The organism is Phenylobacterium sp. (assembly GCF_036502675.1).
Classification (GTDB): Bacteria; Pseudomonadota; Alphaproteobacteria; order Caulobacterales; family Caulobacteraceae; genus Phenylobacterium.
Genome location: NZ_DASXYF010000144.1, coordinates 42412 through 55072 on the forward strand (window position 1 = coordinate 42412; position 12661 = coordinate 55072).

14 protein-coding genes and 1 riboswitch are annotated in these 12661 nt (G+C 71.1%); of the genes, 6 read left to right on the forward strand and 8 right to left on the reverse strand.

Translation table 11 applies throughout. The features are described 5' to 3' along the window. The first annotated feature begins 140 nt into the window (after nt 1-140). Genes VGL30_RS18630 through VGL30_RS18650 form a run of 5 tightly spaced genes read left to right on the forward strand, consistent with a single transcriptional unit; the run spans nt 141 to nt 2663 of the window. On the forward strand, nt 141-491 hold the full coding sequence (locus VGL30_RS18630) for an AtpZ/AtpI family protein (protein WP_331541530.1): 351 nt from the start codon (nt 141-143) through the stop codon (nt 489-491). An 11-nt stretch (nt 492-502) separates the two neighbouring features. Continuing rightward, nucleotides 503-1330: a F0F1 ATP synthase subunit A gene (locus tag VGL30_RS18635; RefSeq protein ID WP_331541531.1), complete on the forward strand. Its 828-nt coding sequence runs from the start codon at nt 503-505 to the stop codon at nt 1328-1330. Between the two features lie 45 nt (nt 1331-1375). Then, nucleotides 1376-1600 carry a F0F1 ATP synthase subunit C gene (locus VGL30_RS18640; RefSeq protein ID WP_305594906.1) on the forward strand — a complete coding sequence of 75 codons (225 nt, stop codon included), beginning with the start codon at nt 1376-1378 and terminating at the stop codon, nt 1598-1600. A 21-nt stretch (nt 1601-1621) separates the two neighbouring features. Then, nucleotides 1622-2155, forward strand: a complete 534-nt coding sequence (locus tag VGL30_RS18645) for a hypothetical protein (RefSeq protein WP_331541533.1) — start codon at nt 1622-1624, stop codon at nt 2153-2155. A gap of 4 nt (nt 2156-2159) precedes the next feature. Then, the gene (locus tag VGL30_RS18650) at nt 2160-2663 is read left to right on the forward strand and encodes an ATP F0F1 synthase subunit B (protein WP_331541534.1); all 504 of its coding nucleotides are present in this window, start codon (nt 2160-2162) and stop codon (nt 2661-2663) included. Nucleotides 2664-2667: 4 nt separating this feature from the next. On the opposite strand, the gene VGL30_RS18655 is transcribed toward VGL30_RS18650, so the two are convergent. The 8 genes from VGL30_RS18655 to VGL30_RS18690 form a co-directional block, all read right to left on the reverse strand. Further along, complete coding sequence (locus tag VGL30_RS18655) at nt 2668-3087, reverse strand: PGPGW domain-containing protein (RefSeq protein WP_331541535.1); 420 nt, start codon at nt 3085-3087, stop codon at nt 2668-2670. A gap of 133 nt (nt 3088-3220) precedes the next feature. Next, a complete protein-coding gene (gene gcvPB / locus VGL30_RS18660; RefSeq protein ID WP_331541536.1) occupies nt 3221-4804 on the reverse strand; it encodes an aminomethyl-transferring glycine dehydrogenase subunit GcvPB in 1584 nt (527 codons plus the stop codon). Continuing rightward, a complete protein-coding gene (gene gcvPA, locus VGL30_RS18665; RefSeq protein ID WP_331541537.1) occupies nt 4801-6147 on the reverse strand; it encodes an aminomethyl-transferring glycine dehydrogenase subunit GcvPA in 1347 nt (448 codons plus the stop codon). Before gcvPA ends, gcvPB begins: the two co-directional genes overlap by 4 nt. A 1-nt stretch (nt 6148) precedes the next feature. Then, entirely contained in the window at nt 6149-6514 is a 366-nt protein-coding gene (gcvH, locus tag VGL30_RS18670; RefSeq protein ID WP_331541538.1) for a glycine cleavage system protein GcvH, read from the reverse strand. Nucleotides 6515-6525: 11 nt separating this feature from the next. Next, nucleotides 6526-7686: a glycine cleavage system aminomethyltransferase GcvT gene (gene gcvT, locus VGL30_RS18675; RefSeq protein WP_331541539.1), complete on the reverse strand. Its 1161-nt coding sequence runs from the start codon at nt 7684-7686 to the stop codon at nt 6526-6528. 165 nt (nt 7687-7851) lie between these two features. Further along, a riboswitch (glycine riboswitch) is annotated at nt 7852-7942 on the reverse strand. A gap of 124 nt (nt 7943-8066) precedes the next feature. Next, the gene (locus tag VGL30_RS18680; protein ID WP_331541540.1) at nt 8067-8699 is read right to left on the reverse strand and encodes an FABP family protein; all 633 of its coding nucleotides are present in this window, start codon (nt 8697-8699) and stop codon (nt 8067-8069) included. 64 nt (nt 8700-8763) lie between these two features. Beyond that, nucleotides 8764-10557 (reverse strand): arginine--tRNA ligase, encoded by a 1794-nt coding sequence (locus tag VGL30_RS18685; RefSeq protein WP_331541541.1) that lies wholly within the window; start codon nt 10555-10557, stop codon nt 8764-8766. After that, nucleotides 10554-11246, reverse strand: a complete 693-nt coding sequence (locus tag VGL30_RS18690; protein WP_331541542.1) for a Tat pathway signal sequence domain protein — start codon at nt 11244-11246, stop codon at nt 10554-10556. Before VGL30_RS18690 ends, VGL30_RS18685 begins: the two co-directional genes overlap by 4 nt. 122 nt (nt 11247-11368) lie before the next feature. On the opposite strand from VGL30_RS18690, the gene ispH reads away from it, so the two are divergent. After that, nucleotides 11369-12322 carry a 4-hydroxy-3-methylbut-2-enyl diphosphate reductase gene (gene ispH, locus VGL30_RS18695; protein ID WP_331541543.1) on the forward strand — a complete coding sequence of 318 codons (954 nt, stop codon included), beginning with the start codon at nt 11369-11371 and terminating at the stop codon, nt 12320-12322. Nucleotides 12323-12661: the final 339 nt, after the last annotated feature.

Below are 12661 nucleotides of genomic sequence, written 5' to 3' on the forward strand. Positions count from 1 at the left end.
CTGAAAAACAACGTTATAATACAATGGCTTAAAGAACGCCCACCCAGCCTTGACGCACTGCAACCGCGTCTATAGGTTCCGCGCGACCTAAAGCCCCCACTGCGGCGGCGTCGTCGCGGTCGAAGAGGCCTTACGACGCCATGCCGAAGTCGGACGAACCGCCCCGCGAGGCTCCGCACAGCCTCCAGGCGCGGTTGGATGCGTTCGAGGCCGAACGCACCCGCAAGTCGAGCCCCGTGGCTCGGCTCGCCGTGGGCCAGGGTTACCGCTTCCTCGGCGAAGTGGTTGGGGGCGTACTCGGTGGCGCCGGCTTCGGCTGGCTGATCGATCGCTTCGCACATACGACGCCGCTGGGTCTGATCTGCGGTTTGCTGATCGGCACGGGGCTCTCGGTCTTCGTCGCCGTGAAGAGCGCGGCGAAGGTGAACAACACGGCGACGGAAGCGGCCGGGCCCCTGCCTGGCGTTCCCGATGAAGACGAAGACGATTGAGGCCCGACGGAATGGCGCAACAGCCGAAAATCGACCCGATGCACCAGTTCCTGATCCACAAGGTCGTGGATCTGCCGCCGGTGCATATCGGCGGGCTGGCGATCGACATGTCGATCACCAATTCGGTGCTGGCGATGATGGTCGGCGCGGCCATCGTGATCGGTTTCCTGCTGCTCACCGCCCGGGGCCGGCTGGTGCCCGACCGCGGCCAGGCGGTGGCCGAGGCGCTCTACGGCATCATCGACAACGTGCTGGTCGGCCCGATCATCGGGCCCAAGGGCCGGCCCTACATCCCGTTCATCTTCAGCCTGTTCATGCTGATCATGACGTTCAACCTGATGGGCGTCCTCCTGTCGGTCGGCAGCCTGGCGGGCCAGACCTGGACCTTCACCGTGACGGCGCAGCTCGCCGTCACCGCGACGCTGGCGGTCATGACCTTCCTGACCTGCCTGATCCTGGGCTTCGTCAAGAACGGCCCGGGCTTCGTGAAGCTGTTCGTGCCCTCCGGCATGCCGCTGCCGCTGCTGGTCTTCATGGTGCCGATCGAGATGGTCTCGTACTTCGCGCGCCCGCTCACCCTGGCCATGCGGTTGTTCGGCAACATGCTGGGCGGCCACGTGGTGATGAGCATCTTCGGCAGCTTCGTGGTGGCCCTGGGCATCGTCGGCCTCTCCGGCGGGATCGCCACCCTGGGCTTCCTGGGCTCGGCCCTGTCGCTGGGCATGATCGTCGCCCTGACCGGCCTGGAACTGATCGTCGCCTTCCTGCAGGCCTTCGTGTTCGCCGCCCTGGCGACCGTCTACATCAACGAAGTCGTCAACTTCGGCCACGGCCACTGACGGCGTCACTCCCCAATCAACTCGTCTCTCAAGGGAACTAAGATCATGGAAGTTGAAGCCGCCAAGTACATCGGCGCCGGTCTGGCTACGATGGGCATGATCGGCGCGGGCGCGGGCCTGGGCATCCTGTTCGGCAACTACCTGCAAGCCGCCATCCGCAACCCGGCCGCCGCCGCCAGCCAGCAGCCGATGCTGTTCCTCGGCATGGCGCTGACCGAATCGATGGGCATCTTCGCCCTCGTGGTCGCGCTGCTGCTGCGCTTCGTCTAAGGCGGGCCGTAGGCCACGCCGATGGAAAGCCAACCCCACGGGTCCGCAGGGGCCGCGGGCCACGAAGGCGGCGGCCTGCCGCAGTTCGACCCGACCTGGTGGCCGGGGCAGATCGCATGGCTGCTGATCATCTTCGTGGTGATCCTGGCGTTCATGCGACTGTTCGCGGTGCCGCGGCTGGGCGGCGCCATCGCCGACCGCGAAGACCGCATCGCCGGCGACATCGCCCAGGCCCGCAGCCTGAAGGCCGACGCCGACGCCCAGGCCGCGGCCGCGGCCGCGGATCGCGCCAAGGCCCGCGCCGAAAGCCACAAGCTGGCCCAGGACGCACGCGCCAAGGCCCGCGCCAAGGTCTCCGAACGGCTCGCCGTCGAAGAGGCCAAGCTCGCCGAGACCACCGGCAAGGCCGAGGCGGCTATCGCCGAGGCGCGCGACCGGGCGATGGGCAATGTGGGCGACATCGCCGTGCAGGCGGCCGCCGCGATCGTCGAGAAACTGACCGGCCGCGCGCCGACGGCCGCCGAGGCCGCCGCCGCCCAGGCCGCCAGGGGATGAGCTGATGGAATTGTTTCTGGACGCCCACTTCTGGGTCGGCGTCGCCCTGGTGGTCTTCCTGGGCATCCTGGTGGCCGCCGGCGTCCACAAGCTCGCCTGGACCGCGCTCGGCGAGAGCGGCCGCAAGGTGCAGGCCCAGCTCGACGAGGCCGCGGCCCTGCGCAAGGAGGCCCAGGCCCTGCTGGCGCAGATCACCGAGCAGCGGGCGGAGGCCGAACGTCAGGCCGTCGCCATGCTGGCCGCCGCCAAGGACGAGGCCAAGCGCCTGCAGGCCGAGGCGGAGGTCAAGCTGGCCGAGCAGATCCAGCGCCGGGGCGAACTGGCCGAGCGCCGCATCGCCGTCGCCGAGGCCCAGGCCACCACCGACGTGAAGGCCGCCGCCGCCGACCTGGCCGCCCAGATGGCCGAGCAGGTCCTGACCGAGCGCCTCGCCGGCGCCAAGGCCGACCCGCTGGTCGACCAGGCGCTGGAGCAGCTGGCGTCCCGCGCCTTCGCCGGGGGGCGGTGAGCTCCTAGCCTTCCCCCGCCGTCCGGAAACGCCGCCGCACATAACGGCGCGACTTCGCGCAGAAGCGCCAGCGGGCGGGCAGCAGCAGCCGCTCGATCCGCAGCGTCTGCTGCCAGGCCACGGCGAACACTTCCGGCTCGCGGCGCAGCAGCCGCCGGATCGGGAAGACCATCTTGGGGTGGGCCCGCTGGAACCGCACGAAGTGCCGGCGCGCCTTGAACGAGTTGCGCAGCACCAGCATCAGGCCGATGACGATCACCGGCAGGCCGCCGGGGCCCGGCAGCGGCGCGATCAGGATCCCGGCCAGCACGACCACGATCCCCAGCACCACCAGGACGGGGCGCAGCATGCGACCCACGACGTCGCGGGCGATCTCGTCGGTGGCGTAGCGGCGCGCGCGCGGCATGGACAGGGCGAAGGACACGGGGCTTGCAGACCTGAAGCGGGCGTGTCCACGCCCCTGAGGGGGAGGTCAGGCCGCAGCCACGTCCGGCTGATATGCGAGGCCGGCCCCGGATCGTAAAGGGAACGCCGGGTTAAATTTTGTTGACGTGAGTCTATTCCGCCGCCAGCGGCGTCGGCGCCACACCAGTGGGACCATTTCGCCACGTCAGCCGCGGCTTGCGCGCCGCCAGGGTTTCGTCGAGCCGCCGCACCGGCGCCAGGTAGGGCGCGCCCTTGAACCGCTCCACGTCGCCCGCCCTGGCGGCCGCGGCCAGCGCCAGCAGCGCTTCGCAGAACCGGTCGATCTCCTGCCTGGACTCCGTCTCCGTGGGCTCGATCAGCATCGCCCCGTGCACCACCAGCGGGAAGTACATGGTCATCGGGTGGAAGCCCTCGTCGATCATCCCCTTGGCGAAGTCGAGGGTGGTCACCCCCGTCCCGTCCAGCCAGGCGTCGTCGAACAGCGCCTCGTGCATGCACGGGCCCTCGGGAAAGGCGGGCGACATGACGCCCGAGAGCCGCGCCTTGATGTAGTTGGCGTTCAGCACCGCGTCCTCGGCCACCTGCCGCAGGCCGTCGGCCCCGTGGCTCAGCATGTAGGCGTAGGCGCGCACGAACATGCCCATCTGGCCGTGGAAGGCGCACATCCGCCCGAAGGCCCGCGCCGCCGCGCCGGTCTGCGCCTCCTCCAGCCGCAGGCCTTCGCCGTCGCTGACGATCCAGGGCGCCGGCGCGAACGGCGCGAGCGCTTCGGACAGCACCACCGGCCCCGCCCCCGGGCCGCCGCCGCCGTGCGGGGTGGAGAAGGTCTTGTGCAGGTTGATGTGCATGGCGTCGACGCCCAGGTCGCCCGGCCGCACCCGGCCGACGATGGCGTTGAAATTGGCCCCGTCGCAGTAGAAATAGGCCCCGGCCGCATGGGTCAGCCGGGCGATCTCCAGGATGTCGCGCTCGAACAGGCCGCAGGTGTTGGGATTGGTGACCATGATCGCCGCCACGTCCGGCCCCAGCTTCGCCTCCAGGTCCGCCAGGTCCACCCGGCCGTCTTCGGTCTGGGCGATCTCGGTCACGTCATAGCCCACGAAGGCCGCCGTCGCCGGATTGGTGCCGTGCGCCGAGGTGGGGGTCAGCACCCGCCGCCGGGCCGCGTCGCCGCGAGCCTCATGGGCGGCGCGGATCGCCAGCAGGCCGCAGAGCTCGCCGTGCGCCCCGGCCTTCGGAGACAGCGCCACCGCCGGCATGCCGGTGAGCGTCTTCAGCCAGTGCGCCAGCCGCTCCATGAGCTGCAGCGCCCCTTGGGTGGTGGACGTCGGTTGCAGGGGATGCAGGTCGCCGAACCCCGCCATCCGGGCCGCCTTCTCGTTCAGGCGCGGGTTGTGCTTCATGGTGCACGACCCCAGCGGATAGAGCGCCAGGTCGATGGCGTGGTTCTTCTGGGAGAGCCGCACGTAGTGGCGCATGGCCTCCGGCTCCGAGAGCCCGGCCAGGCCGATGGGCGCGGTGCGCGTCAGGCCCTCCAGGTCCGAGGCGTCCCGCTCCGGCTCGGGCAGGTCGACGCCGGTGCGCTCCGGGCCGCCCACCTCGAACAGCAGCGCCTCGTCCTGCAGCAGGCCCCGGCCGCCGGTCAGCGAGCGGTGCGTCTCCTGCGCGGCGGCGGGCGCGGGCTGGGTCGGGCGGCCGACGGATTGCAGGCTCATGCGCGGGTCCTCCGTTGCAGGGCGCTCGCGAGCGCGGCGATGTCTTCGGGGCTGGTGGTCTCGGTGGCGGCCAGCAGCAGCACGTCGTCCATCCCCGCGGCCGGGTCGAGGCGCGAGAACGGCACCCCGGCCACGATCCCCTCGGCCAGCAGATCCTCGACCAGGGCGGCGGCGTCGCCGGGGACGCGCACGGCGATCTCGTTGAAGTACCGGGCGGTGAGGATCTCCAGGCCGGGAACCCCGGCCAGGGCCTCGGCCAACATCCGCGCCCGGCCGTGGTTCAGGGCCGCCAGGCGCCTGAGCCCCGCCTCGCCCAGCAGCGACATGTGGATGGAAAACGCCAGGGCGCAGAGGCCCGAGTTGGTGCAGATGTTGGAGGTCGCCTTCTCCCGCCGGATGTGCTGCTCGCGGGTCGACAGCGTCAGCACGAAGCCGCGGCGGCCCTCGGCGTCCACCGTCTCGCCGGCCAGCCGCCCGGGCATCTGGCGCACGAACTTCTCCCGCGTGGCGAACAGGCCCACATAGGGGCCGCCGAAGTTCAGCCCGTTGCCGATCGACTGGCCCTCGGCCACGGCGATGTCGGCCCCCATCTCGCCCGGCGAGCGGATCAGCCCCAGGGACACCGCCTCGGTCGTCGCCACCACCAGCAGCGCCCCGGCCGCATGCGCCGCCTGGGCGATCCCGGTCAGGTCAGTGACCACGCCGAACACGTTGGGGTTCTGCACCACCACGCAGGCGGTTTCGCTGTCGATGGCGGCGATCACCGCCGCTTCGGCGTCGATCGCGGCGGGCAGCCGGACGATCTCCATGCCCTCGGCGTGGGCCAGCGTCTGGGTGGTGGCGGCATAGTGCGGGTGCAGGCCGCCGGACAGCACCGCCTTCTTCCGGCGGTTCACCCGCTGGGCCATCATCACGGCTTCCGCGCAGGCGGTGGAGCCGTCGTACATCGAGGCGTTGGCCACCTCGAGCCCGGTCAAGGCCGCCACCTGGGTCTGGAACTCGAACAGCACCTGCAGCGTGCCCTGGGCGATCTCCGGCTGGTAGGGCGTGTAGCTGGTCAGGAACTCCGAGCGCTGGATCAGGTGGTCGACGCTGGCCGGCACATGGTGGCGATAAGCGCCGGCCCCGCAGAAGAACGGCCCCGCGCCCGCCGGCCGGTTGAGGCCCGCCAGCCGCGAGAGCTCCCGCTCCACTTCGAGCTCGCCCGCGTGCAGCGGCAGGTCGAACAGCGCCTCGCGCCGCGCGGCCGCGGGCACGTCGCGGAACAGCGCGTCGATGGAAGGGACACCGATGACGCCCAGCATCTGGGCGCGGTCGTCGGGGGTGAGCGGCAGGTAGCGCATGTCAGAGCGTGTCCAGGAATTGCTCGTAGGCCGGGCGGTCCATCAGGGCTTCGTACTCGCCCTTGTCGACGCCCTTCAGCTTGGCGAACCAGCCGGCGGCCTCAGGGGCGGCGTTGACGGTGTCGGGGGCGTCGGCCAGGTCGGCGTTGGCCTCGACCACCTCGCCGGAGACCGGGGCGTAGACGTCGGAGGCGGCCTTGACGCTCTCCACCACCGCCAGTGCGTCGCCCGCCTTGACGGTCTTGCCGACCTCGGGAACCTCGACGAACACCACGTCGCCCAGCTGCTGGGCGGCGTAGGCGGTGATGCCCACCACGGCGATCCCGCCCTCCAGCTCGATCCACTCGTGGTCCTTGGTGAAACGCATGCAGGGCTCCTTCAGGCTGGGCGGACGTAGCGATGGGGAACGAACGGCAGGGTCACGACCTCGGCGGCCTGCGCCTTGCCGCGCACGAGGGCCGATAGCTGCGTCCCCGGCGCCGCCAGGGCGGGCGGGATGAAGGCCATGGCGACGGGATGGCCAAGGCTGGGGCTAAAGCCGCCGGAGGTGACGCGGCCCACCACCGCGCCGCCGGGGCCGGCGATCTCCGCGCCCTCCCGGGCCGGCGCGCCCTCGACCTTCAGGCCGACGCGCACCCGCGCAGGTCCCGCCTCCAGCTCGCGGGCGATGCGCGCCGCGCCCAGGAAGTCCATCGCCTTGCGCCGCCGCTTGGAGAGCGCGAACCCCAGGTCCGCCTCCACCGGCGACACCGTCTCGTCCAGGTCGTGGCCATAGAGCGGCAGGCCGGCCTCCAGCCGGAGCGAGTCCCGCGCCCCCAGGCCGATGGGCCGCACCCGCGCGTCGGCCAGGAGGCGGTCCCAAAAGGCCGTCGCCAGCCGCCTCGGGACCAGGATCTCGAACCCGTCCTCGCCGGTGTAGCCGGAGCGGGACACCGAGAGCGACCCGCCCTCGTACTGGATTCGGCGGAACTCCATGAAAGAGAGGCCGGCGGCCTCAGGCAGGATCGCCGTCACCGCCGCCGCGGCCGCGGGCCCCTGCACCGCGATCAGCGCCCGGTCGTCGGCGCGCTCCAGAGTAGCCTTGCCCTCAGCGGCCGCGGCGATGCGCGCGAAATCCCCCTCCTTCGTACCGGCGTTGACGATGATCTGGAGGGAGCCCTGACCCTGGTCCCGGATCGGGCGGCCCACCATGAGGTCGTCGACGATTCCGCCGTCGTCGTTGAGCAGGAGGGTGTAGCGGAGCCGTCCGCGCCCCAGGCCCCGGATATCGCCGCTGATCAACGGCTCGAGGATCGCGCAGATCGCCGCGTGGTCAGCCTCGGGGTCTCCCGCAGGCGAGGTGAGGTTGAGGTAAGCCGGACCCATGTGCGACACGTCGAAGGCCCCGGCGTGCTCGCGGGTCCACAGGTGCTCCTTCAGCACCCCGTCGCTGTACTGCACCGGCATGGAATAGCCGCCGAACGGCACCATCCGCGCGCCCAGGGCGACATGGGCCTCGGTGAGCGGCGTGGTCTTCAGGTCGGCGGTGGGTAGAGACAAGGGACGCGGACTCCGGCTGATGGCTTGCGACACGGCGGAAGGGTTCCACCGCGCCTGCCCCCGCTGTCCTTCGTGCCTGAGAGATTTCAGACCCGGCCGGTCGCCCGGCTAGATCCCCTGCTCCTTCGGCGAGCCGCACTGCGACGGCTGCTTTCCAGCGTTCATCAGCCCTTCGCGGTCCTTTTGCCTGAGCGTTTCCGGGGCGGTTGCGCCTTCGGCTCCGGGCGCGAAGCCCGGTCTCTCCCGCGAGAGTCGCCGCGACCCTGTTGGATCGGGCGGCCCAAGTCAACGCGCAATGCCGCCGCGCCTGTGGACGGGATTGCCGGACGCCGGGAAAAGCGGCGGCCCCCTTCGCGTCACCCACCGAGGGGGATTTCCTGTCACCGGGCTCCGCGGGCCAGCGGGTTGGGGGTGGGCGGGCTCACGAGGGACAGCGTGTTCCTGTCGGTGTGGTGGAACGGCTCGGCGCGGTCGCGGATCTGCATCACCGTGTCCTGGAAATAGGACCAGCCGCCGTCCGGATTCGCCGTCACCGTCATGTGGAATTCGTCCGTCCGGAACGCGGCCTCCAGGAAGCCCGTCGAGCAGATCCCGTCCCGCGTCGTCCCCCGCGTCGCCTTGACCTCGAAGGTCGTGGCGTCCGCGGCCGCCCGGCCTTCGGCCAGCACCACCTGGCCGCGGGGGATGGTGAAGGAGTGGATGATCAGCCCGGTCGCCGGCTCCCACAGCCAGTAGCCGAGCTGGCCGTGGTAGGTCCCGATCTCCCCCGGCTTGGTCATGTGCGAGTGGTAGCGCAGGCCGTAGAACAGCTGCGGCCCGTTGGTCTGCGGATCGATCGGCTGCAGTTCGACGGTCTCTTCGAACGGGCTGGTGCGCGCCCCCTCCGGTCCCGGGTTGAGGTCCACGCCCCCCACGCCCCGCCACACCCCGGCCAGCGCGCGCAGCGGCCCGAGGTTCGCCAGGGTGTCCGCGTCGATGTCGGCGGGGCGGGTGTAGATGTCGGCGTGGGACATGGCTCTCGGGTCCGGCTGCTGTTCGCCCCTCCCTGCCACGCCGATCCGCGCGGCGGCAAGGCCCCTACATCCGCGCCGGCGTCTCGATCCCCAGCAGGTCCAGCGCCCGCTCCAGCTGCGCCAGCACCGTGGTCGCCAGCCCCAGCCGCGACCGCCGCATCTCCGCCGTCGCCGCCCCCAGGATCGGGCAGACGGCGTAGAACTTCGAGAACGCCTGCGCCAGCCGGTAGGCGTGCTCGGCCACCGCATTGGGCGCCTTCTTGTCGTAGGCCTCGGCCACCGCCTGATCGAAGGCGTCGAGGACCAGGGCCAGGGCGCGCTCGGCCGGCTCGGCCACGACGATCTCGCCGGCCTGGGCCCCCTCCTCCGCCGCCTTGCGCAGCAGGGACTTCACCCGCACCGCCTGGTAGAGCAGGTAGGGGCCGGTCTTGCCCTCGAAGCTGGTGAAGCGGTCCAGGTCGAAGACGTAGGAGGCGCCGCGGAAGTTCTGCAGGTCGGCGAACTTCAGCGCCGCCACCGCCACCATCCGCGCCGTGGCCTCGAAGGCTTCCGGATCGAGCTCCCCGCCCAGCCCGGCCTCCACCAGCCGCTCGCGCGCCTTGCCCCGGGTCATCTCGATCAGGTCGTTCAGCTTCAGCACCCCGCCCTCGCGGGTCTTGAAGGGCTTGCCGTCGGTCCCGTTCATGGTGCCGAAGCCGATGTGCTCCAGGCCGCCCTCGGTGGCGTAGCCCGCCAGGTAGGCCGCGCGGAACACCACCTCGAAGTGGTCGGCCTGCCGCTGGTCCACGCAGTAGAGCACGTGGTCGGGCGCCAGCGTGCGCTTGCGGTCCAGCACCGTCGCCAGGTCCGTCGTGCCGTACATGGCCGAGCCTTCGGACGACACCACCAGCAGCGGCGGCAGCTTCTTCCTGTCGCCCTCGCGCGCCACCCGCACGATCCGCGCGCCCTGGTCGTCCTCCAGCAGGCCCTTGGCGGCCAGCTCGGCCACCATCGGCTCGATCAGCCCGTCCACGTCGCTCTCGCCCTTCCAGAGGTCGAAGTCGACGCCGAGTGCGTGGAAGTCGCGGGCCAGGGCCGTCTGGGTGACGTTGCGGAACCGCTTCCAAAGCAGATGATAGCCCTGCCGCTTCGCCTGCAGCTCGGCCGTTATCCTGCGCGCGCGGTCGCGGTAGCCGTCGTCCGCCTTCGCCTGCGACGCGGCCATCGGATAGAGGCGGTCAAGGTCGTCCAGGCCCAGCGCGAGAAGCACGTTCGGCCGGTCCTCCGCCCGATCCCCGGCGGAGGGACGTTCATTGAGGTCCTCGACCAGGCTCGCGATCGCCGGGAACTCGTCCATCACCGCGCCGATCAGCAGGCCCATCTGGTAGCCCCAGTCGCCGAAGTGGGCGTCGCCGGTCACCATGTCGCCGCGGAACCGGTAGATCCGCTTCAGCGCCTCGCCGATGATCGAGGAGCGCAGGTGGCCCACGTGCATCGGCTTGGCCACATTGGGCCCGCCGTAGTCGATGACGATCCGCCGGGGCTCGGCCACCGCCGCCGCGCCTGCCCGCGGGTCGGCGGCGATCTCGTTCGCCCGCGCCGACAGGGCGATGTCGCTGACCCGCAGGTTGACGAACCCCGGCCCGGCCACTTCCACGGCCGCCAGGCGCGCGTCGCCGCCCAGCTTCTCCGCCACCTCGGCGGCCACTTCGCGCGGGTTGCGGCCCGCGGCCTTGGCGGCCGGCAGGGCGCCGTTGCACTGGAAGTCCGCCAGGTCGGGCCGGTCGGAGGCGGTCACCCGGCCCAGCGTCGCGGGCAAGCCGGCGGCGGCGAAGGCGGCCGAGACCGCTTCGCCCAGGGACCGCTTCAGGTCGCTCATGGCTTGGCGGCGCCGTCCCCGGAAGCCGCGACCGTCGCGCCGGCGTTGACGCGGAAGCGCTTGCCGTCCCGGTTGAAGGCGGCCATCTCCGGGGTCACGTCCAGCCCCACCAGCACCTCGAAGTTGGAGCCGGAGGTGGTCGCCGCGGCGCGCGGGATCATGATCTGCGCGATCTTGTCGCTCAGCATCACCCGGTCCTGCCCCTCGGGGAACTTCACCGGCAGGTCGAAGTACTGCTTGGCGATCACCTCTTCGTTGCGATGCGTCACCGCCACCCAGTAGCGATAGGTCTTGGCCGATCCCGCCGCGGTCGGGCCTTTGCCGAACTCGAACAGGATCTCCATCTGCAGCTTGATCGGCTCGTCGCTCTTGTACTGGCAGCCGGCGGAGATCCCCTGGATCTCGGCGGTGTAGCCCACCGCGTTCGACGCCTCGCGGCCGTCCTTGAACTCCTGGTAGCGGGCGGCGTCGTAGAGCACCTTCACGAACGGGCAGGGCCCGGCGTTGCGCAGCTGCGGCAGGGGCGCCTGGCCGTCGCCCCACTCCTTGTCCTGCTTGCGGCGCTTGGCGGAGGCGTCGTCCTGGTCCTGCTGCTGGTCCTCCCCGCGGTCGCGCTGGGCGAAAGCGGCGAGCGGCGTCGCCAGATCGGCGACGACGACGACGGCGAGGATAAGCAGCAGGCGGCGCATGGGTTCGCGTCCAGGACTGGGGGCGCGAAGAAGGTCCGCGCCGTCGCGGCCTAAGTAAAGCCAATCGCCAGGCGCCGCAACGCGGCTGGCGGCGGGGCGCGCGGCGGCCTAGGTTGCGCCCCATGACCACCCCCTCCCTGCGCCGGCCGCTGAAGGTCCTGCTCGCCACGCCGCGAGGCTTCTGCGCCGGCGTCGACCGGGCGATCCAGATCGTCGAGCGCGCCATCGCCAAGTACGGCGCCCCGGTCTACGTGCGCCACGAGATCGTCCACAACCGCCACGTGGTCGAGCGCCTGCGGGCCCTGGGGGCCGTCTTCGTCGAGGAGCTCGACCAGTGTCCCGCCGACCGGCCGGTGGTGTTCTCCGCCCACGGCGTGCCGAAGCGCGTGCCGGCCGAAGCCAGGGCCCGCGAGATGCTCTACCTCGACGCCACCTGCCCGCTGGTCTCCAAGGTGCATGTGGAGGCCCAGCGCCACCACGAGGCCGGGCGCGAGATTGTGCTGATTGGTCACGCCGGCCATCCCGAGGTGGTGGGCACCCTGGGCCAACTGCCGCAGGGGGCGGTGGCGCTGATCGAGACCGTCGCGGACGTGGCGGATTTCCAGCCCCGCGACCCCGCCAACGTCGCCTTCATCACCCAGACCACCTTGTCGGTGGACGACACCGCCGGGATCATCGCGGCGCTGCGCGCGCGCTTCCCGGCGATCGCCACGCCGTACAAGGAGGACATCTGCTACGCGACCACCAACCGCCAGGAGGCGGTCAAGACGGTGGGCGCGAAGTGCGACGTGCTGCTGGTCCTGGGCAGCGCCAATTCGTCCAACTCGGTGCGCCTGGCCGAGGTCGGCCACCGGGCCGGGGCCGCGTCCTACCTGATCGAGGACGCGACGGCCCTGGACCTCGCCTGGCTGGAAGGCGCGCGCGTGGTCGGCGTCACCGCCGGCGCCTCGGCGCCCGAGGTGCTGGTGAACGGACTGCTCGATCGTCTGGCCCGAACCTTCGACCTGACCATCCAGGAAGCCGAAGCCGAGCCGGAGACCGTGATCTTCAAGCTGCCGCGGGCGCTGGCGGTCTGAGGGCCGGGGCCAAACGCCCACGGGAGGTCTCGGACCTATACATTTATTATCCGCTCATCCCGGCGAAGGCCGGGCTCGACGCGGCGTTAGAGGAACCCACCTCAGCGCTCGCCATCTGGATCCCGGCCTTCGCCGGGATGAGCGGGGAAAACTGAGCTGAAGCGCCCGCCGGCCCGCCCCCTGAGGGGAGGATCTCAGCTCAGCTGTTCGAACGTCCGGTTGTAGCGCTTCAGGAAGGCGCGGCCGCGGGCGTGCGGATCTTCGATCCAGACTTCCTGCGTCACTGCCGCCAGCACGTGTCCGTCACGCGTCGGCTCCAGGTGCAGGGTCCCGCCCACC

Coding starts and splice junctions, on each gene's coding strand:
- VGL30_RS18630 (WP_331541530.1), top strand. CDS start 141: ATGCCGAAGTCGGACGAACCGCCCCGCGAGGCTCCGCACAGCCTCCAG.
- VGL30_RS18635 (WP_331541531.1), top strand. CDS start 503: ATGGCGCAACAGCCGAAAATCGACCCGATGCACCAGTTCCTGATCCAC.
- VGL30_RS18640 (WP_305594906.1), top strand. CDS start 1,376: ATGGAAGTTGAAGCCGCCAAGTACATCGGCGCCGGTCTGGCTACGATG.
- VGL30_RS18645 (WP_331541533.1), top strand. CDS start 1,622: ATGGAAAGCCAACCCCACGGGTCCGCAGGGGCCGCGGGCCACGAAGGC.
- VGL30_RS18650 (WP_331541534.1), top strand. CDS start 2,160: ATGGAATTGTTTCTGGACGCCCACTTCTGGGTCGGCGTCGCCCTGGTG.
- gcvPB (WP_331541536.1), bottom strand. CDS start 4,804: ATGAGCCTGCAATCCGTCGGCCGCCCGACCCAGCCCGCGCCCGCCGCC.
- gcvPA (WP_331541537.1), bottom strand. CDS start 6,147: ATGCGCTACCTGCCGCTCACCCCCGACGACCGCGCCCAGATGCTGGGC.
- gcvH (WP_331541538.1), bottom strand. CDS start 6,514: ATGCGTTTCACCAAGGACCACGAGTGGATCGAGCTGGAGGGCGGGATC.
- VGL30_RS18680 (WP_331541540.1), bottom strand. CDS start 8,699: ATGTCCCACGCCGACATCTACACCCGCCCCGCCGACATCGACGCGGAC.
- VGL30_RS18685 (WP_331541541.1), bottom strand. CDS start 10,557: ATGAGCGACCTGAAGCGGTCCCTGGGCGAAGCGGTCTCGGCCGCCTTC.
- VGL30_RS18690 (WP_331541542.1), bottom strand. CDS start 11,246: ATGCGCCGCCTGCTGCTTATCCTCGCCGTCGTCGTCGTCGCCGATCTG.
- ispH (WP_331541543.1), top strand. CDS start 11,369: ATGACCACCCCCTCCCTGCGCCGGCCGCTGAAGGTCCTGCTCGCCACG.